Genomic DNA, 20,937 nt, shown 5'->3' on the forward strand with positions numbered 1-20,937 from the left:
AAATTCAGGCAATAGCCCTGTACAATCCCTGCCCTAAGATCCTATAACTGATTACTTTTTGAACTATGAGCAATGTGAACCCGCAGCCGAAAATCGGCTTTGTCTCTTTAGGCTGTCCGAAAAACCTGGTGGATTCTGAACGTATCCTCACGGAACTGCGTACCGAAGGCTACGATGTTGTGCCGAGTTACAACGATGCCGATATGGTAATTGTGAATACCTGCGGCTTTATTGACAGCGCGGTGCAAGAGTCACTGGAAGCCATCGGCGAAGCGCTGAACGAAAACGGCAAGGTCATCGTGACGGGCTGCCTGGGCGCGAAAGAAGATCAGATCCGCGAAGTACATCCAAAAGTGCTGGAAATCACCGGGCCACACAGCTACGAGCAGGTGCTTGAGCATGTTCACCATTATGTGCCGAAACCGCAGCACAACCCCTTCTTAAGCCTGGTGCCAGAACAAGGCGTGAAACTGACGCCACGCCACTATGCTTATCTGAAAATTTCCGAAGGCTGTAACCACCGTTGCACGTTCTGCATTATCCCGTCGATGCGTGGCGATCTGGTGAGCCGCCCCATTGGTGACGTGCTGGCCGAAGCGAAACGTCTGGTCAATGCGGGCGTAAAAGAGCTGCTGGTTATCTCTCAGGACACCTCCGCGTACGGCGTGGATGTGAAACACCGTATGGGCTTCCACAACGGCGAGCCGGTAAAAACCAGCATGGTTGGCCTGTGTGAGCAACTGGCGAAACTCGGCGTCTGGACGCGTCTGCATTACGTCTACCCATATCCGCACGTTGACGATGTGATCCCGCTGATGGCGGAAGGCAAAATCCTGCCTTACCTCGATATCCCGCTGCAACACGCCAGCCCGCGTATTCTGAAACTGATGAAGCGCCCCGGTTCTGTTGATCGCCAACTGGCGCGCATCAAACGCTGGCGCGAGATCTGCCCGGAGCTGACGCTGCGTTCGACCTTTATCGTTGGTTTCCCTGGCGAAACCGAAGAAGATTTCCAGATGCTGCTGGATTTCCTGACCGAAGCGCGTCTGGATCGCGTTGGCTGCTTTAAATACAGCCCGGTGGAAGGCGCAACCGCCAACGAACTGGCGGATCAAGTGCCGGAAGAGGTTAAAGAAGCGCGTTGGAACCGCTTTATGCAACTGCAACAGCAGATCTCCGCTGAACGTCTGCAAGAAAAAGTCGGCCGCGAGATTCTGGTGATTGTCGATGAAGTGGACGAAGAAGGCGCGATTGGCCGCAGTATGGCAGATGCGCCGGAAATCGACGGCGCGGTCTACCTGAACGGCGAAACCAATGTTAAACCGGGCGACGTAATCCGCGTAAAAGTGGAAAACGCCGACGAGTATGACCTTTGGGGCACGCGCGTTTAAGAAGTGCAAAACCCGGCAGCCGCCGGGTTTTTTATTATTGCCCCACCCCGTAGCCCGGATAAGGCACTGGCCGCCATCCGGCGAAACACCCGCCATTGCCAGCAAACGCCTGATGGCGCTGATTGCCTGATGGCGCTGCGCTTATCAGGCCTACAAGTCAGTCCTACAAATCAGGCCTACAAATTTTACCCTTTGATTTTCGGGTCCAGCGCGTCGCGCAGGCCATCGCCCAGCAGGTTAAACGCCAGCACCGTCAGGAAAATCGCCAGCGACGGAAACAGCGCCACATGGGGAGCAATCACCATATCGGCGCGCGCTTCATTGAGCATCGCGCCCCACTCCGGCGTTGGCGGTTGTGCGCCCATGCCCAGAAACGACAAACTGGCGGCGGAGATAATCGACGTACCAATACGCATGGTGAAATAGACAACAATCGACGACACCGTGCCGGGCAGAATGTGGTGGAACAAAATCACCGCGTCGCTGGCGCCAATGCTACGGGCGGATTCGATAAAGGTTTGCTGCTTCAGCACCAATGTGTTGCCGCGCACCAACCGGGCAAAAGCCGGAACGGAAAAAACCGCCACCGCGATGATCACATTCGCCATGCCGCTACCCATCACCGCAACTACCGCAATCGCCAGCAAAATACCGGGGAAGGCGAACAGCACATCGCAAACGCGCATGATAATGCGATCCCACCAGCCTTCGTAATAGCCCGCCAGCAGCCCGAGTACCGTGCCAATGGCGGCGCCAATTAGCACCGCAAAGACACCGGCCGCCAGCGAAATCTGCGCGCCGACCAGCACGCGGCTTAAGATATCGCGCCCCAGCGAATCCACACCAAACCAGTGCACCAGCGACGGCCCTTCGTTGAGCCGGTCGTAGTCAAAATAGTTCTCCGCATCGAACGGGGCGATCCACGGCGCAATCACCGCCAGCAGGATCAACAGCAGTACAAACAGCCCTGCGGTCATGGCAATCGGCTGGCGGCAAAAACGTCGCCAGAACTCATGCCACGGAGTACGCACATGACCCGGTTTGACCGCGGGCATGGCGTTTAAAATCGCCTGTCGACGCCAATTTAACAATCGCATCCTTACTTGTACCTGATAGCGGGATTAAGAGCGGCGTAGAGCACATCCACCACTAAGTTGATAAGAATAAACTCCAACGAAAAGAGCAGCACTTCGGCCTGAATAACCGGGTAATCACGCATTTCAACGGAATCCACCAGTAAACGGCCAAGTCCAGGCCAGTTAAAGACTTTCTCCACCACAATCGAGCCGCCGAGCAAAAAGCCGAATTGCAGCCCCATCATCGTCACCACCGGAATCATCGCATTGCGCAAGCCGTGCTTGAGGATCACCCAGCGCTCGCTTACCCCTTTGGCGCGCGCGGTGCGCATATAGTCTTCATTGAGCACGTCGACAAACGAGGCGCGGGTGAAACGCGCCATCACCGCCGCCACCGCCGCGCCGAGTGTTAATGACGGCAGAATATAGTGCCGCCAGGTGTCGGCGCCGACAGTCGGCAACCAGCCCAACTCCACGGAAAAGACCTGCATCAGCAGCATCCCCAGCGCAAAAGCAGGGAAAGAAAGACCCGTCACCGCCAGCGCCATTCCTAAATGATCCGGCCAACGGTTGCGCCACACGGCGGCGGCGATACCTGCGCCCAGCCCGAACAGCATTGCCCAGATCATGCTGCTGATGGTCAACAACAGCGTCGGCATAAAGCGGCTGGCGATCTCCTCCACCACCGGGCGGCGGGAGGCCATCGAAATGCCAAAATCCCCCTGCACTACGTTTGAGATGTAATCCCAGAACTGCACCCACAGCGGCTGATCCAGCCCCAGTTGGCGGCGCACCAGTTCAATAACCTGCGCGTCAGCCTCTGGCCCGGCAATCAGCCGCGCCGGATCCCCCGGGAGCAAATGCACAAACAGAAACACCAGTATGGCCACAATCAGTAACGTTGGGATCAGGCCCAGCAGGCGTTTAATTATATAATTCAGCATGTTATTTTCCCTCACCCCGCCTTCAATCCGGCAAGGAGGAGTGAGTTATCTATTGCAAATCGGCGTTGTCAAAACTAAACCCGGTATCGGGCATGATGTAAAAACCGGTCAGCTTCTTGTTGTGCGCCGAAACCAGTTTTTCCACCACTAGCGGGACCCACGGCGACTGCTGCCAGATGATATCCTGCGCCTGTTTGTAGAGCCGCTCTTTCTCATCCGTGCTGGTGGTTTTCAGCGCATCGGCAAAATCTTTATCCACTTGCGGATTGCTATAGAACGCGGTATTGAACTGCGTTGGCGGCCAGTTCCATGAAGCAAACAGCGGCGATAACGCCCAATCCGCTTCGCCAGTCGACGCCGACCAGCCAGTATAAAACATGCGCACACCGCTCTGTTTCTGCCCTTTGGCTTCCACTTCCGCCGCGCGCTGCCCGGCGTCCATTGCCGTGACCTGAACTTTAATCCCCACCTGCGCCAGTTGCTGCTGGGTAAACTGCAATACTTTCTGCGCGGTGCTGTGGTTGTGCGACGACCACAATGTGGTGCTAAAGCCTTGCGGGTAACCGGCCTCTTTCAGCAGTTCGCGGGCTTTCGCCGGATCGTACGGCCACGGTTTGTAAGCCTGCGAATACGCAATGGACGGCGGTAATACGCCTGTTGCCGGTGTCGCGAAACCGGCGAACGCGACTTTTACCAACGCCGGGCGGTTGATGGCGTAGTTAATCGCTTCACGCACTTTGGGGTTATCGAACGGCTTTTGCGTCACGTTCATGCTGATGTAGCGCTGCATGATCGACGGGCTGGCAACCAGCTCCAGCTTGCTATTTCTTTTCAGCACTTCCGCCTGTTCATACGGAATGGGAAACGCAAACTGCGCTTCGCCGGTTTGCAGCATCGCCGCGCGGGTGTTGTTGTCCACCACCGGACGCCAGGTGATAGAGTCCAGCTTCGGCAGGCCTTGCTGCCAGTAACCGGCAAACTTCTTTACCTTCACAAAATCGGTTTGGTTCCAGGCATCCAGCGCGTAAGGCCCGGTACCGACCGGGTGAAAACCGATCTCGTTGCCATATTTTTTGAGCGCCGCCGGGGAGATCATCGCAGTGGCCGGGTGCGCGAGGATATTGATAAACGCCGAGAACGGCTGTTTCAGGGTGATTTTGACCGTGCTGTCATCCACGGCTTCGGTCTTGCCGATGTTTTTATAGAGGTTATAGCGCTTCAGGCTGTTGGCCGGGTTGCTGGCGCGATCAAGGTTCGCTTTTACTGCCGCGGCGTTGAAATCCGTTCCATCCTGGAACTTCACCCCTTTGCGCAGTTTGATGGTGTACGCCAGCCCATCATCAGAAACGGTATAACTTTCTGCTAAAACGTTTTGCAGCTTCATATCTTTATCGAGGCCGAACAGCCCCTGATAGAAGGATTTCGCCACTGCCTGCGACAACGTGTCGTTGGCGTCATAGGGATCAAGAGTGGTGAAATTGGATCCCACAGCGACAACCACGTCTTTCGCGGCGAAGGACGGTACGGCGGTCAGCGCGAACACCACGCCTGCAACGACCCGCCAGTGTCGGGAAATGATTTGTGCCATGTTGCTCTCCTGGAGAACCCTGTCGGTAATCAATTAAAAACGAGATTGCGTGCTGCCGGGCGTCGACCTGGCGACGAAATGCCCCGGCCCCACGTTTTGCAACTGTACGCGTTGCATTGACTCGCCGCGCTTGCGGATATTGCTGGGCATATCATCCGATAACAGCACCCGCTGCGCCGGCTGATGCGCCGGATCGGCGACCGGAACCGCCGACATCAGTTTACGGGTGTACGGATGCTGCGGGTTTTCAAACACCGCGCGTCGGGGGCCAATCTCAACAATCTGCCCCAAATACATCACCGCTACCCGGTGGCTAATGCGCTCCACGACGGCCATATCATGGGAGATAAACAGAAACGCGATCCCCAACTCACGCTGCAAATCGAGCAACAAGTTGATAATTTGCGCGCGAATTGACACATCCAGCGCCGAGACGGATTCATCCGCCACGACCACACGCGGGTTCAGGGCCAGCGCGCGGGCAATGCAAATGCGCTGGCGCTGGCCGCCGGAAAACTCATGCGGGTATCGCCAGGCGTGTTCCGGCTTCAGCCCGACGCGCTCCAGCAGCCACTCGACGCGCTGGCGACCTTCGGCTTCACCGAGCAAGTTATGCACGCGCAATGGCTCGATAATCGAATCGCCCACCGTCTGGCGCGGGTCGAGCGATGCGTAAGGATCCTGAAAAATAAACTGAATATCCCGGCGAATCAGCTTCATTTTGTGGTCGGAAAGCGTATCAATGCGCTCGCCGTTAAAGGTAATCGAACCGCTCTGGCTTTCCACCAGCCGCAGCAGCGCACGCCCGGTGGTCGATTTACCGCTGCCGGATTCCCCCACCAAAGAGAGCGTTTCGCCGGGCCACAGATCAAAACTGACGCCTTCGACCGCGTGCACTTCTTTGGTGACGCGGTTGAGTATCCCGCTGCGCAGCGGGAAGCGTGCCACCAGATCCCGCACCTGCAAAATCGGCTCGCCCGGCACCACGGTATCTTGTTCGGTTTCCGGCTCCTGATGCTGGGGGTTCTTCGAGGAAATCAGCGGGAAGCGGCGCGGAAGATTGCTGCCATTCATCGCGCCGAGTTTCGGCACCGCCGCCAGCAGCGCTTTGGTGTACGGGTGTTGAGGGTCGCGGAAAACCTGGCCGACATTGCCGCTTTCCACCGCTTCACCTTGGTTCATCACCAGCACGCGATCGGCGATATCCGCCACCACGCCCATATCGTGGGTGATAAAAATCACCCCCATCGACATCTCTTTTTGCAGCACGGCGATGAGTTGCAAAATCTGCGCCTGAATTGTCACATCCAGCGCGGTAGTGGGTTCATCGGCAATCAACACCGCAGGCCGACATGAGAGCGCCATGGCGATCATCACGCGCTGGCGCATACCGCCAGAAAGCTGATGGGGAAAGCTGGAGAGAATGGATTGCGCTTCCGGAATGCGCACCAGATCGAGCATCCGCCGCGCTTCGGCCATCGCATCGTCGCGCCCGAGCTTTTGGTGCAGGCGAATCGACTCGGCAATCTGTTCGCCGACCGGAAAAACCGGGTTCAGCGAGGTCATCGGCTCCTGAAAAATCATCGCGATATCCGCACCGCGCACGCTGCGCATTTGCGAGGAAGAGAGTTTGTTCAGGTCGACTTTCTGGCGGTTGCGGCGCGTCAGGCGCATATGATCGCAGCTCACTTCGCCGCCCGCCTGCTCAATCAGGCGCAACAACGATAATGCGGTGACGGATTTACCGGAGCCGGATTCGCCGACAATCGCCAGCGTTTCACCCCGTTTCAGGGAAAAAGAGAGGTTGCGCACCACCGGGGTCAGTTGTTTGTCATGGCTGAATGCGATATTCAGATTGCTGACGTCGAGTACGACGTCAGCGTCTGCTTCAAACCCTTGCGACACCCCGCTCTCCTTATTCACGGTAAATCCCCACACTTGGCGCGTCGCCTGCGTAACCCCAGGCGCGATACATACCTTCGCTGTTAAATGGCAGCGCAACGTTCCCTTCACGATCGACAGCAATCACCCCGCCGCTGCCGCCCAACGCCGGTAATTTGTCCATCACCACCGCTTCACAGGCTTCATGCAGGCTGAATCCGCCGTATTCCATCAGCGCGGCGATATCGTAAGCCGCCAGCGCGCGAATAAAGACTTCGCCGGTGCCGGTACAAGAGACGGCGACATTGGCGTTATTGGCATAACATCCGGCACCCGGCAATGGGCTGTCGCCGACGCGACCCGGCAGTTTGTTGGTCATTCCACCGGTGGATGTCGCGGCGGCCAGGTTGCCGTGTTTATCCAGCGCAACCGCCCCGACGGTGCCAAATTTGTTGCGCTCATCGAGTGGCGCGGAACCGTGATCGAGCACGGTTTCCCCGGCTTCCCTCGCCTGGAGCAGTTGCGTAAAGCGTTCCGGGGTGGAAAACAGGCTCGGTGAAACCGCCTCAACGCCATGGGAAAAGGCAAAATTCTCCGCCCCTTCACCAATCATTAACACGTGCGGGCTTTGCTCCATCACCAGACGCGCCGCCAGCACCGGGTTGCGTAAGCGGCTGACACCCGCCACCGCCCCGGCCTTCAGGGTGATGCCATCCATCACACAGGCGTCCAGTTCATGGGTTTCATCGCGAGTAAACACCGCGCCGATTCCGGCGTTAAACAACGGGCACTCTTCCAGTAGCCGCACCGTTTCAGTGACGACATCCAGCGCGCTTTCGCCCGCTTCCAGCATCCGTTGCCCGGTTTCAATAATCGACGAGAGCACCTGTACGTAACGCTGCTCTTTTTCCGGGCTCATCTCAGCGCGGCTGATAGCTCCCGCCCCGCCGTGTAGTGCGATTACCGCTTTAACCATGTTTTCCGCCCGGTTTTCTCTGAACTGAGAACGATTTCTGAATATAGGAAGTCGTTACAACGATGTAAAGCGAAGTGATAACAATGGGGTAGAAGCAAGTCATGTTGACCCCTCTCCTTTTCTGCCATAATGGCCGCTTCAACGCGTTGACTGGATATTAACTATGGAATCCTCAAATGGCCTGATCTCCCTCGAAACGGCCCTGTCACAGATGCTGTCACGCATTTCACCGCTCACAGAGTGCGAAACTCTGCCGCTGGTGGCCTGTTTTGGCCGCGTGGTGGCGCAAGATATTATTTCTCCGTTGAATGTGCCGGGTTTTGATAATTCGGCAATGGATGGTTATGCCGTGCGCCTTGCCGATATCAAGAGCGGCAACGCCTTGCCGGTGGTGGGGAAAGCCTTTGCCGGGCAGCCGTTCGACGGCGCCTGGCCTGCGGGCACCTGCGTGCGCATTATGACCGGCGCGCCAATTCCCGCCGGGTGCGACGCGGTGGTGATGCAAGAGCAGACCGAACAAACCGATGCAGGCATCCGTTTTACTGCTGAGGTGCGCGAAAACCAGAACATTCGCCGCGCGGGCGAAGATATCGCCAAAGGCGCCAGCGTCTTTGCCGCCGGAACCAAACTGACCGCCGCCGAACTGCCGGTGCTGGCGTCACTCGGCATTGCGCAAGTGGATGTAGTGCGTAAAGTGCGTGTGGCGCTATTTTCCACCGGTGATGAGTTACAACTGCCCGGCCAGCCACTGGCGGCGGGGCAAATCTACGACACGAACCGTTTGTCGGTGCACCTGATGCTGGCGCAATTAGGCTATGACGTGATTAACCTCGGCATCATCCCGGACGACCCACAAAAGCTGCGCGACACCTTTATCGCCGCCGACATCCAGGCCGATGTGGTGCTGAGCTCCGGCGGGGTTTCGGTCGGTGAAGCGGATTACACCAAAACGATCCTTGATGAATTGGGCGAAATCGCCTTCTGGAAACTGGCGATCAAACCGGGTAAACCGTTCGCCTTTGGCAAGCTGAAGAACAGCTGGTTCTGCGGCCTGCCGGGTAACCCGGTTTCCGCCACGCTCACCTTTTACCAACTGGTGCAACCGCTGCTGGCGAAACTGAGCGGAAATACCGCAGATACGCAACCGTTGCGTTTTCGCGCCCGCGTGGTGGGCCGCCTGAAAAAAACGCCGGGTCGCCTGGATTTCCAGCGCGCGGTGTTAAGCCGTGGCGAAGATGGCACGCTCGAAGTGCGCACCACCGGGCATCAAGGCTCGCATATTTTTAGCTCCTTCAGCCAGGGCAACTGCTTTGTGGTGCTGGAGCGTGAGCGCGGCAATGTCGAGGCGGGCGAATGGGTGGAAGTGGAGATGTTTAACCATCTCTTCGGAGGCTAAAGATGGTCGAAGAACTCAGCGATGCGGAGATGATGCGTTACAACCGGCAGGTTATTCTGCGCGGTTTTGATTTCGACGGTCAGGAGCGGTTAAAAGCAGCGCGCGTGCTGGTGGTCGGCCTCGGTGGTCTGGGCTGCGCCGCCGCGCAATATCTGGCGGCGGCGGGCGCCGGAAACATGACGCTGCTGGATTTTGATACCGTCGCGCTCTCGAACCTGCAACGCCAGACGCTGCATGGCGATGCGGATATTGGCAAGGCGAAAGTCGATTCTGCCTGCGAATCGCTGCAGCGTATTAACCCCCATGTGCACTACACGCCGATCAATGCGCTGCTGGATGAAGACGCGCTGTTCGCGCAGATTGCCGCGCACGATATCGTGCTCGATTGCACCGATAATGTCGCGATCCGTAACCAGCTCAATGTGGGCTGTTTTCAGCATAAAGTCCCGCTGGTTTCCGGTGCGGCAATCCGCATGGAGGGGCAGATCAGCGTCTTTACCTGGGGCGAAAATGCGCCGTGTTACCGCTGCCTGAGCCGCCTGTTTGGTGAAAATGCGTTGACCTGCGTGGAAGCCGGCGTGATGGCACCGCTGGTCGGGGTGATTGGTTCCTTGCAAGCGATGGAAGCCATCAAAGTGCTTACGCAGTATGGCACGCCTGCGGCAGGCAAGATCCTGATGTACGATGCGATGACCTGCCAGTTCCGCGAAATGAAACTGTTGCGTAATCCGGGCTGCGAGGTTTGCGGCGGTTAACCCTTCTTGTGCCGGAGACTGATTTGCCGGATGGCGGCTAACGCCTTATCCGGCCTACAAATTCGTGGGCAGTGGTTAACGTTTGAGGCGTAGGCCTGATAAGCGCAGCGCCTCAGGCGCGTTTTTAAAGCTCGACTCGCGTCACAATAACTTTCATTCGAAAGTTATTTAATCTCCATATGAAAAATATGGAGATGCTTCATGATTTTCAACATTCAGCGCTATTCCACCCATGATGGCCCCGGCATTCGCACGGTGGTGTTTCTCAAAGGCTGCTCGTTAAGCTGCCGCTGGTGCCAGAACCCGGAAAGCCGCGCCCGCACGCGCGAGGTGCTGTTTGACCCGCGCCTTTGTCTTGCCGGTTGTGATTTGTGCCAGCACGCCGCGCCAACAGTGATTGAACGCGCGCTGGATGGTTTGATGATCCACCGCGAAAAGCTCAATGATGAGACGCTCAACCCCCTTACCCACTGTTGCCCGACGCAGGCATTAAGCGTTTGCGGCGAAGTGAAATCCGTTGATGAAATCATGGCGACCGTCTTGCGCGATAAACCGTTTTACGATCGCAGCAGCGGCGGTCTGACCCTTTCCGGCGGTGAACCGTTTATGAACCCGCTGTTGGCGCAGGCGCTGTTAGCGGCCAGTCACCAGCAACACATTCATACGGCGGTGGAAACCTGCCTGCACGTGCCGTGGCGCTATATCGAACCTGCGCTGCCGTTTGTTGATCTTTTCCTGGCTGATTTAAAACACGTTGATGAGGCCGCGTTTCAGCGCTGGACCGGCGGTTCGGCAAAGCGCGTGCTCGACAACCTGAAGCGCCTGGCGCAAGCGGGTAAGAAAATGACGATTCGCGTGCCGCTGATCCCCGGTTTCAACGCCGACGAAGCCTCCATCAAAGCCATCACGACGTTTGCCGCCGACGAGTTACACGTCAGCGACATCCACTTTCTGCCGTATCACACGCTGGGCATCAATAAATATCGCCTGCTCGGCGAACCCTACACCGCACCTGAAAAGCCGCTCGACGCGCCGCAATTGCTGGCGTTTGCCGAGGATTTTGCCCGCCAGAAAGGACTGACGGCGACATTACGAGGATAAAACAATGACCACACTGCAATTAGACACGCTGACCGACCGTATCAAAGCGCATAAAACCGCGCTGGTGCACATTGTCAAACCGCCGGTCTGCACCGAGCGCGCACGTCATTACACGCACATCTATCAAAAGCATTTGGATAAACCGCTTCCCGTACGGCGCGCGCTGGCCCTGGCACACCACCTGGCGCAGCGCACCCTCTGGATCAAACATGACGAACTGATTATCGGCAACCAGGCAAGCGAAGTCCGCGCCGCGCCCATCTTCCCGGAATACACCGTGTCGTGGATTGAAAACGAAATTGACGCGCTGGCCGATCGCCCCGGCGCCGGTTTTGCGGTAAGCGATGAGAACAAGCGCGTGCTGCATGAGGTTTGCCCCTGGTGGCGCGGGCAAACGGTGCAGGATCGCTGCTACGGCATGTTTACCGACGAACAAAAAGCGCTGCTGGATACCGGTATTATCAAAGCCGAAGGCAATATGACCTCCGGGGATGCGCATCTGGCGGTCAATTTCCCGCTATTGCTGGAAAAAGGGCTGGATGGTTTGCGCCATCAAGTGGATGAGCGCCGCACGCGCATTAATCTGACGAACCTCGACGATCTGCACGGCGATCAGTTCTTAAAAGCCATTGATATTGTGCTGAACGCGGTCAGCCTGCATATCGAACGGTTTGCCGATCTGGCGCGCAAAATGGCCGGGGAAGAGCGTCGGCAAAACCGCCGCGACGAACTGCTGGCGATGGCGGAAAACTGCCTGATCATTGCTCATGAACCGCCCAAAACCTTCTGGCAAGCATTGCAGTTGTGCTATTTCATCCAGTTGATTTTGCAGATTGAGTCCAACGGTCACTCGGTGTCGTTTGGCCGCATGGACCAATATCTTTACCCGTTCTATCGCCGCGATGTTGAACTGCATCAGTCACTGTCACGCGAAGCGGCCATTGAGCTGCTGCACGGTTGCTGGCTGAAGTTGTTGGAAGTGAACAAAATCCGCTCCGGCTCCCACTCCAAAGCCTCGGCGGGCAGCCCGCTCTATCAAAACGTGACGATTGGCGGCCAGCAGTGGCACAACGGCGAGGCACAGGATGCGGTCAATCCGCTTTCTTACGCAATCCTCGAATCCTGCGGTCGCCTGCGCTCAACGCAGCCGAACCTCAGCGTGCGTTACCACGCCGGGATGAGCAACGACTTTCTCGACGCCTGCGTGCAGGTGATCCGCTGCGGCTTTGGCATGCCGGCGTTCAATAACGACGAAATCGTGATCCCGGAATTTATCAAACTCGGCGTCGAACCCGCTGATGCCTACGATTACGCGGCGATTGGCTGTATTGAAACCGCGGTCGGCGGCAAGTGGGGCTACCGTTGCACCGGCATGAGCTTTATCAACTTTGCCCGCGTGATGCTGGCCGCGCTGGAAGGCGGTCGCGATGCCACCAGCGGCAAGGTTTTCTTGCCACAAACGCAGGCGCTTTCGGCGGGCAATTTCCACACTTTCGACGACGTTTTGCAGGCGTGGGATGCGCAGATTCGCTATTACACCCGTAAATCCATTGAGATTGAATATGTGGTCGACACCATGCTGGAAGAGAACGTGCCGGATATTCTCTGCTCCGCGCTGGTCGATGACTGCATTGAACGAGCGAAAAGCATTAAACAAGGCGGCGCGAAATATGACTGGGTTTCCGGCTTACAGGTGGGTATCGCCAACCTGGGCAACAGCCTGGCAGCGGTGAAAAAACTGGTGTTCGATCAGGGCGCGATCGGCCAACAACAACTGGCAGACGCGCTGGCGGCGGATTTCGACGGCCTGACCCACGAACAGCTTCGCCAGCGGCTGATCAACAGCGCGCCGAAATATGGCAATGACGACGACAGCGTCGATGCCCTGCTGGTTCGCGCGTATCAGACCTATATTGATGAGCTGAAGCAGTATCACAATCCGCGTTATGGTCGCGGGCCTATCGGCGGGAATTACTACGCCGGTACGTCGTCCATTTCCGCTAACGTGCCGTTTGGCGCGGCGACAATGGCCACGCCGGACGGGCGCAAAGCGCACACACCGTTGGCGGAAGGCGCCAGCCCCGCGTCCGGCACCGATCATTTAGGGCCAACGGCGGTGATCGGCTCCGTCGGTAAACTGCCGGTCAGCGCGATCCTCGGCGGTGTGCTGCTTAACCAGAAGTTGAACCCGTCAACCCTGGAGAATGACAGCGATCGGCGCAAATTAATGGCGCTGCTGCGCACCTTTTTCGAGGTGCATAACGGCTGGCATATTCAGTACAACATTGTTTCGCGCGAGACGTTGCTGGAAGCAAAAAAACACCCCGATCAGTACCGCGATTTGGTGGTGCGCGTCGCCGGGTATTCGGCGTTTTTCACCGCCCTGTCGCCGGATGCGCAGGACGATATTATTGCCCGCACCGAACATTCGTTGTGATGTCATTTTTTAGAAAAAATCACCTCAGCTTTTGACCAAGTCTCCGTAGGCCGGGTAAGGCGTAACCGCCACCCGGCGTTTTGTTTGTACTTTCGAATGAAATAAGATTTGTGCTTTTGGTCACATTCTCTCTAGAATGTCTGTCGTCGCAGTTACATTCAGGAGCGCTATGTATGACCGTCAAAGTTATCGTCACTGATATGGACGGAACTTTCCTTGATGACGCCAAGCAGTACGATCGCACGCGATTTATGGCGCAATTCGAGCAACTTCGTGAGCGTAATATTGAGTTCGTTGTCGCCAGCGGCAACCAGTATTATCAACTGATCACCTTTTTCCCGGAGCTTAAAGAAACCCTCTCCTTCGTCGCCGAAAACGGCGCGCTGGTTTACGAGCACGGTCAAAAATTGTTCCATGGGGAACTGACCCGCCACGAAGCCCAGGTGGTGATCGGCGAGTTGTTAAAAGACCCTGGCCTCAATTTTGTCGCCTGCGGCCTGGAAAGCGCTTATGTCAGCGAAAACGCCCCGGCGGAGTTTGTCGAGCTGATGTCAAAACACTACTATCGCTTAAAACCGGTGCGCGATTTCCAGCAGATTGATGACACGCTGTTCAAATTCTCATTGAACCTGCCGGACAGCGATATTCCGCAACTGATTGACGAACTGCACGTCTCCCTCGACGGCATTATGAAACCGGTGACCAGCGGCTTTGGCTTTGTGGATTTGATTATCCCTGGCCTGCATAAAGCCAATGGCATTACGCGTCTGCTTAAGCGCTGGAAAATGTCACCACAAGAATGCGTGACCATCGGCGACAGCGGTAATGACGCAGAAATGCTGCGCATGACCGATTTCTCCTTTGCGATGGGCAACGCTGGCGACGCGATCAAAGCCATCGCGCGCCATCAAACCGATGACAATAACCACCAGGGCGCGCTGAATGTGATTCAGGCTGTACTCGACAACACCGCTCCGTTCGACCGCTGATCTTCTGCCGACGCGCAGGCGTCGGCCCTTCCTCGCTTTTTTCTTCTTTGTGCAACGTTTGTGCAGCGCATCAAGTTTTTAAACTTGCATTAACTTCTTTTTAACTTAAATTATCATCTGTAAGTTTAAATACTTTCGAATGAAAGATGAGAGGTTCATATGGCTTTTACCCACGAGACGCTACCCGCCGATCACAAAGCGTCTATCCGTCAGATGAAACAGGAACTGCGTGCACAACTCGGCGATGTGCCGTCCCTCTTTAACCAACTGAGTGAAAAAATTGCCCGCCGGGTAGCCGAAATCAACGCGCTGAAAGCGCAAGGCGAATCTGTCTGGCCGCAAATTGCCTATGCCGACATTGCACAAGGGAAGGTAAGCGAAACGCAGCGGGCATTGATCAAACAGCGCGGTTGCGCGGTGATCAAAGGCCACTTCCCGCGCGAACAAGCACTCGGCTGGGATCGCTCGATGCTCGACTATCTCGATCAGAATCATTTCGATGAGGTCTACAAAGGCCCCGGCGACAGTTTCTTCGGCACGCTGGAGGCCTCACGCCCGGAAATCTACCCGATTTACTGGTCGCAGGCGCAAATGCAGGCGCGCCAGAGCAACGAAATGGCTGCCGTACAATCTTTCCTCAATCGCCTGTGGCGCTTTGAAAGCGGAGGCCGCCAGTGGTTTGATCCGGATGTCAGCGTGATCTACCCGGATCGCATTCGCCGCCGTCCACCGGGCACCACCTCAAAAGGCCTGGGCGCACATACGGATTCCGGCGCACTCGAACGCTGGTTGCTACCAGCTTATCAACGGGTTTTCGCCCATGTTTTTAACGGCAATTTAGATGCTTACGATCCGTGGGATGCCGCGCACCGTACTGAAGTGGAAGAGTACACGGTGGATAACACCACCAAATGTTCGGTGTTTCGCACCTTCCAGGGTTGGACGGCACTGTCGGATATGATCCCCGGCCAGGGTTTGCTGCACGTGGTGCCGATCCCGGAAGCGATGGCCTATATTCTGCTGCGCCCGTTACTGGACGATGTACCAGAAGACGAATTGTGCGGCGTTGCACCGGGGCGCGTGTTACCGGTGTCTGAGAAGTGGCACCCGCTGCTGATTGAAGCGCTGACCAGTATTCCGGCGCTGGAAGCCGGTGATTCGGTATGGTGGCACTGCGATGTGATTCATTCGGTGGCGCCGGTTGAGCATCAACAAGGCTGGGGGAATGTGATGTATATCCCCGCCGCGCCGCTGTGCGAGAAAAACCTCGCCTATGCCCGCAAAGTGAAAGTGGCGCTGGAGCAAGGCGCATCGCCGGGGGATTTTCCGCGGGAAAATTACGAAAGCGATTGGTCAGGCCGCTTTACGCTGAACGATCTGAATATTCATGGCAAACGCGCGCTCGGCATTGAGGTTTAATCGTCGTACAGCCCTTCCCGCGCCACGGCGGTGCGTTGCTGTCCTGGACGTATCCGCCGTACCGATTCGCGCACCGCAAGTTGGCCGTTAAGCAGTAAAGATCCGACCGTTGCCTGCGGGCGAATCAACCGCTGCTGCAACAAATGCACCGCTTCAACGCCCAGTTCATCGCGCGGCACATGCACCGCCGTCAGCGGCACATCCTGAATGGCCGCCAGGTTAAAGGCATCAATACTCATCACCGAAACGTCTTGCGGAACGCGCAAGCCGCGCTGTTGCAGCGCGCGAACCGTGCCCTCCGCCATAAAATCACCGCCCACCAGAAACGCGGTCGGCGTTTTGTGCGCCGGATCGTCAAGCCACTCCGCCACCCGCAGTTCCGCTTCTTTGGCGCTAAAACTCGGGACGGTAATCAAATCCCGTTTGCTGTTAAAACGCAGATTGTGCTGCTGCCAGGCTTCCTTAATGCCCGCCAGGCGCAAATCCATGGTGTAACGGCGCAGGCACATCACATTCACCATATCGCGATGGCCCATATCAAACAGGTAACGGGCGGCAAACTCGCCAATGGTGCGGTGATCCGGCGCGATAGACGGTAAACGCATGCGCCCATCGCGGCAGTTAATCAACACGCAAGGTTTGCCGATATCGGCTGCCAGCTCATGAATATGCGGATCGTCGATGCCGAGCAGAATCGCCGCCTGGGTTTCCGGCGCATTCATACGGGCGTGAAACGCATTGGCATCGCTGTCTAACTCCTCCAGCGCGCAGTAACGCAGCCGCACGTCGTGGGGATCTAACGCTTTGTTAATGCTCTGAATAACGCGGTAATAGAAGATATCGGAACGCTCGTCGAAAGCGCGCTGCGGCGCGAAGACAACCAGGTTATTCAGCAGCAAACGCCCGGCGGCGATACCCTCCATCACCCCCAGTTCACGGGCACAAGCCAGCACAGCGACGCGGGCTTTTTCACTGGTATTCGCTTTTCCCGCCAGCACGCGGGAAACAGTGCTGGTCGACAAGTCCGTTCGGCGGGCAATTTCGCTGATTTTGAGCTTTTTATCCATTCTGTGATCTTGCTCCATTTGTGAAATGGCAAAATTTTCATGAACTGAAAAGCCTGTTATTCATGGCATGACCGCGAGTTTGCCGTAACTTTTTGCCCATTGATGAGAATCCTTGCACAAAATCCGCTTTAGCGACCGTTTTTTCTCCCGCAAGTTAAATCACCCCTACAAAAACGCGATGCGGAGAAAAAAATGAGCCAGGGCATTAACAACGATGTGGCGGCAGCCAGCAGTCGCCGGATAATCAAGAAATTACGCTGGTGGATGCTGGTTCTGTTTTTATTTGGCGTGACGGTGAACTACATCACCCGGAACTCTCTGGGTATTTTGGCCCCAGAACTGAAAACCAGTTTGGGGATTACTACCGAACAATATTCCTGGATTGTCGGCGCGTTTCAGTTGGCCTATACCCTTTTCCAGCCGCTGTGTGGGTGGCTGATTGACGTGATTGGCCTGAAAATCGGCTTTATGGTGTGCGCCATTATTTGGGCGCTGGCCTGTATTTTCCACGCTGGCGCGAGCAGTTGGCTGCATCTGGCGATTTTGCGTTTCACCATGGGCGCGTCGGAAGCGGCCGCCACCCCGGCGAACGCCAAAACCATCGGTGAATGGTTCCCGAAATCCGAGCGTCCGGTTGCCGCAGGCTGGGCAGGCGTTGGCTTCTCGATTGGCGCGATGCTCGCACCGCCGATTATCTACTTTGCCCATTCGTCATTTGGCTGGCAGGGCGCGTTTATGTTTACCGGCGTGCTGGCGCTGCTGTGGGTAATTTTGTGGTGGGCGTTTTATCACAACCCCGACAAACACCCGAACCTCAGTAAAGAAGAACTGGCTTTTATTCAGCAAGATAACGAACCGCCCGCCGTTAAACTTCCCTTCCTGACCGCGCTGAAAACCGTCTCGAAAAACAAACGCTTTTACGGTATCGCCATCCCGGCGTTTATGGCCGAACCCGCGTGGGCAGTGCTGAGCTTCTGGGTGCCGCTTTACCTGGCAAAAGAACACGGAATGGATTTGAAACAAATCGCTATGTTCGCCTGGTTGCCGTTCCTTGCCGCCGACTTAGGCAGCATCGCGAGTGGTTACCTTACCAAACTGTATACCCGCTGGTTCGGCTGTACTCGCGTTAACTCGGTGGTGGCCAGTTCGGTGACCGGCGCTTTCCTGATGATTTCGCTGGCGGTGGTCGCCATCACCCGCGATCCGTACATCACTATTGTGCTGATTTCAATTGGCGGCTTCGGTCACCAGATCATCTCCTGCATGTTAAGCGCGCTGGTTGTTGAGTCCTTCGACAAAGGCCAGATGGCGACGGTAAACGGCATGCGCGGTTCGGCGGCGTGGATCGCGAGCTTCCTCTTTTCCCTGTTGATTGGCGTTACCGCCGACAAGATTGGCTTCAACCCGCTGTTTATTGCCATGGGTTTCTTTGACCTGATTGGCGCTCTTTTCCTGGTAGCATTTATTGCTGAACGTCGCGCAAAACGCGCCTGATTGTGGATGTCTGATATGAAAACCCTGAAGAACTGGACGTTACAAAAACAGACCGCTCACCATGTTGAGCTGCTGGTGGACGGGCAACATACGCTGTGCCTGTATGTACTGGAAGAGAACCTGTTCCGCGTGCTGCTCAAACGTAAAGGCGAGCTGGCGCTGGACAGAACATGGAGCATTGCCCCGAAAGAAGATGTGCCGTGGGAAGGCCGCTCGCGTGAGGATTTGTCGGGCTTTAGCCTGCCGAAATGGTCACTGAGCCAGCAGCAGGAAACGCTGACGCTAGAGAGCGAAAAACTGCGCGTGACCGTGCACCAACCGCTGTGGCTGGAGTGGCATTACCGCGATGAAGCCGGTGCCTGGCAGTGGCTGGCGAGCGATCGCCCCACCAGCGCGTATCTGATTAACGCGCACGGCGACGGCGTGGCGCACTATCTGAGCCGTAAAAAAGAGGAGCGATTTTACGGTCTCGGCGAGAAAGCAGGCAACCTGCAGCGCACCGGCCAGCGCTATGAAATGCGCAACCTGGACGCGATGGGGTATAACGCGGTGAGCACCGATCCGCTGTACAAACACATTCCGTTTACCCTTACCCACCGCGACGATATCAGCTACGGCCTGTTTTACGACAACCTCAGCAGTTGCTGGTTGGATCTGGGTAATGAAATCGACAACTACCATACGGCGTATCGCCGCTGGCAGGCGGAAGCCGGTGATATTGATTACTACATGTTTACCGGCGCGCGGGCGTTGGATGTCACCAAAGCATTTGTCCGGCTGACCGGTAAAACCCTGTTCGGGCCGAAATGGAGCCTCGGTTACAGCGGTTCAACAATGCACTACACCGATGCGCCGGATGCGCAAAACCAGCTAATGAACTTTATTCGCCTGTGCGAAGAACACGCGATTCCGTGCGATTCGTTCCAGCTTTCTTCCGGCTACACCTCGATTAATGGCAAGCGCTATGTCTTTAACTGGAATGACGACAAAGTGCCGCAGCCAAAAGTGATGAGCCAGGCGTTCCACGATGCCGGACTGAGACTGGCGGCGAATATCAAACCGTGCCTGTTGCAGGATCACCCGCGCTATGACGAAGTGGCGGAAAGAGGCCTGTTTATTCGCGATTCCGAAACCGATGCGCCGGAGCGCTCCAGCTTCTGGGACGATGAAGGTTCGAACCTTGATTTCACCAACCCACAGACCATCGCCTGGTGGCAGGAAGGCGTGACGACGCAGTTACTGGAGATGGGCATCGACGCCACCTGGAATGACAATAACGAGTTTGAAGTGTGGGACGGCGAAGCCCGCTGCCAGGGTTTTGGTCGTGAAATCGCTATTAAACATATTCGCCCGGTGATGCCGCTGTTGATGATGCGCGCCTCAATGGAAGCGCAGCAGCGTTTCGCACCGCAAAAACGCCCGTACCTGATTTCCCGTTCCGGCTGCGCCGGGATGCAGCGTTATGTGCAGACATGGAGCGGCGATAACCGCACCAACTGGGACACGTTGCGCTACAACACACGGATGGGCGTGGGGATGAGCCTGTCCGGTTTGTATAACGTTGGGCATGATGTCGGCGGTTTTTCCGGCGATAAACCGGATGCCGAATTGTTTGTGCGCTGGGTACAAAACGGCGTAATGCATCCGCGTTTTACCATTCACTCGTGGAATGATGATCAGACCGTCAATGAGCCGTGGATGTACCCGGCCATTACGCCGCTGATCCGCAGCGCCATTGAACTGCGCTATCGTCTGCTGCCCTATCTTTATACGCTGTTGTGGCAGGCACATGCCGATGATGAGCCGATGTTGCGCCCGACCTTCCTCGATCATGAGCACGATGCGCAGACGTTTGAAGAGTGTGACGATTTCCTGCTTGGCCGCGATATGCTGGTCGCCAGCGTAGTCGAACCAGGCCAGCGCGAGCGTCGCGTCTGGCTGCCGGCCAACGATAGCGGCTGGTACGATTTTTATTCCGGCGCCTGGTACGCGCCAGGCCAGTGGATCACGCTGAATGCACCGCTGGAAACACTGCCGCTGCTGGTGCGCGCGGGCGCAGGTTTGCCGTTAAGCGAACGCATTACCCATGTCGATGCAAAAGCGGATACTAGCCGAGAATTACAGCTATTCCCGATAAAAGGCGCAGGCCGCACCCACGGTTTGCTGTTCGAGGATGACGGTGAAAGCTGGGGATATAAAGACGGAAACGCGCTGTGGCTGGCGTGGGAAATGGTGTGCACGGGCAGAACGATTGATGTGCAGATCAACACCCGCGGCGATTATCGCCCGGCATGGAAAGCGTTGAAAGTGACGTTGCCCGTCGGCGAAAAACGCCAGTTGTTGATCAATGGCGTGGCGGCGCAGGAGTGGGTGTTGAGGTAAAAAATGCCGGATGGCGGCTGCGCCTTATCCGGCCTACGTTT

15 protein-coding genes are annotated in these 20,937 nt (G+C 56.5%); 9 read left to right on the forward strand and 6 right to left on the reverse strand.

Going from position 1 to position 20,937, the window contains the following annotated elements; all coding sequences use genetic code 11:
- The first annotated feature begins 65 nt into the window (after nt 1–65).
- Nucleotides 66–1,391 (forward strand): 30S ribosomal protein S12 methylthiotransferase RimO, encoded by a 1,326-nt coding sequence (rimO, locus tag AAEY27_RS14680; RefSeq protein WP_342321379.1) that lies wholly within the window; start codon nt 66–68, stop codon nt 1,389–1,391.
- Nucleotides 1,392–1,576: 185 nt separating this feature from the next.
- Here the strand turns inward: rimO and gsiD are convergent, their stop codons facing one another.
- The 5 genes from gsiD to iaaA are packed head-to-tail and all read right to left on the reverse strand — an operon-like array spanning nt 1,577 to nt 7,856.
- Entirely contained in the window at nt 1,577–2,488 is a 912-nt protein-coding gene (gene gsiD / locus AAEY27_RS14685) for a glutathione ABC transporter permease GsiD (RefSeq protein ID WP_342321380.1), read from the reverse strand.
- Between the two features lie 2 nt (nt 2,489–2,490).
- Nucleotides 2,491–3,411, reverse strand: coding sequence for a glutathione ABC transporter permease GsiC (gene gsiC, locus AAEY27_RS14690; protein WP_342321381.1), 921 nt, complete (start codon nt 3,409–3,411; stop codon nt 2,491–2,493).
- Nucleotides 3,412–3,460: 49 nt separating this feature from the next.
- On the reverse strand, nt 3,461–4,999 hold the full coding sequence (gene gsiB, locus AAEY27_RS14695; protein ID WP_342321383.1) for a glutathione ABC transporter substrate-binding protein GsiB: 1,539 nt from the start codon (nt 4,997–4,999) through the stop codon (nt 3,461–3,463).
- 33 nt (nt 5,000–5,032) lie between these two features.
- On the reverse strand, nt 5,033–6,904 hold the full coding sequence (gene gsiA / locus AAEY27_RS14700) for a glutathione ABC transporter ATP-binding protein GsiA (RefSeq protein ID WP_342321384.1): 1,872 nt from the start codon (nt 6,902–6,904) through the stop codon (nt 5,033–5,035).
- Nucleotides 6,905–6,914: 10 nt separating this feature from the next.
- Nucleotides 6,915–7,856: a beta-aspartyl-peptidase gene (gene iaaA / locus AAEY27_RS14705; protein WP_342321386.1), complete on the reverse strand. Its 942-nt coding sequence runs from the start codon at nt 7,854–7,856 to the stop codon at nt 6,915–6,917.
- A 163-nt stretch (nt 7,857–8,019) separates the two neighbouring features.
- On the opposite strand from iaaA, the gene moeA reads away from it, so the two are divergent.
- From moeA to AAEY27_RS14735, 6 genes are all read left to right on the forward strand, one after another.
- Nucleotides 8,020–9,252: a molybdopterin molybdotransferase MoeA gene (gene moeA / locus AAEY27_RS14710; protein ID WP_342321387.1), complete on the forward strand. Its 1,233-nt coding sequence runs from the start codon at nt 8,020–8,022 to the stop codon at nt 9,250–9,252.
- 2 nt (nt 9,253–9,254) lie between these two features.
- Nucleotides 9,255–10,007: a molybdopterin-synthase adenylyltransferase MoeB gene (gene moeB / locus AAEY27_RS14715; protein WP_342321388.1), complete on the forward strand. Its 753-nt coding sequence runs from the start codon at nt 9,255–9,257 to the stop codon at nt 10,005–10,007.
- 201 nt (nt 10,008–10,208) lie between these two features.
- Nucleotides 10,209–11,108 (forward strand): glycyl-radical enzyme activating protein, encoded by a 900-nt coding sequence (locus AAEY27_RS14720; protein ID WP_342321389.1) that lies wholly within the window; start codon nt 10,209–10,211, stop codon nt 11,106–11,108.
- 4 nt (nt 11,109–11,112) lie between these two features.
- Nucleotides 11,113–13,545 carry a formate C-acetyltransferase/glycerol dehydratase family glycyl radical enzyme gene (locus tag AAEY27_RS14725; RefSeq protein ID WP_342321390.1) on the forward strand — a complete coding sequence of 811 codons (2,433 nt, stop codon included), beginning with the start codon at nt 11,113–11,115 and terminating at the stop codon, nt 13,543–13,545.
- 173 nt (nt 13,546–13,718) lie between these two features.
- Nucleotides 13,719–14,534: a Cof-type HAD-IIB family hydrolase gene (locus AAEY27_RS14730; protein WP_342321391.1), complete on the forward strand. Its 816-nt coding sequence runs from the start codon at nt 13,719–13,721 to the stop codon at nt 14,532–14,534.
- 159 nt (nt 14,535–14,693) lie between these two features.
- Nucleotides 14,694–15,953, forward strand: coding sequence for a DUF1479 domain-containing protein (locus AAEY27_RS14735; protein ID WP_342321393.1), 1,260 nt, complete (start codon nt 14,694–14,696; stop codon nt 15,951–15,953).
- Here AAEY27_RS14735 and AAEY27_RS14740 read toward each other — a convergent pair.
- Entirely contained in the window at nt 15,950–17,020 is a 1,071-nt protein-coding gene (locus AAEY27_RS14740) for a LacI family DNA-binding transcriptional regulator (RefSeq protein ID WP_342321395.1), read from the reverse strand. The genes AAEY27_RS14735 and AAEY27_RS14740 overlap by 4 nt on opposite strands.
- A gap of 192 nt (nt 17,021–17,212) precedes the next feature.
- On the opposite strand from AAEY27_RS14740, the gene AAEY27_RS14745 reads away from it, so the two are divergent.
- Nucleotides 17,213–18,514 (forward strand): MFS transporter, encoded by a 1,302-nt coding sequence (locus AAEY27_RS14745; RefSeq protein WP_342321396.1) that lies wholly within the window; start codon nt 17,213–17,215, stop codon nt 18,512–18,514.
- A 15-nt stretch (nt 18,515–18,529) separates the two neighbouring features.
- Complete coding sequence (locus AAEY27_RS14750) at nt 18,530–20,896, forward strand: glycoside hydrolase family 31 protein (RefSeq protein ID WP_342321397.1); 2,367 nt, start codon at nt 18,530–18,532, stop codon at nt 20,894–20,896.
- Nucleotides 20,897–20,937 lie beyond the last annotated feature (41 nt).

This window comes from Kosakonia sp. BYX6, assembly GCF_038449125.1.
GTDB classification, from domain to species: Bacteria; Pseudomonadota; Gammaproteobacteria; order Enterobacterales; family Enterobacteriaceae; genus Kosakonia; species Kosakonia calanthes.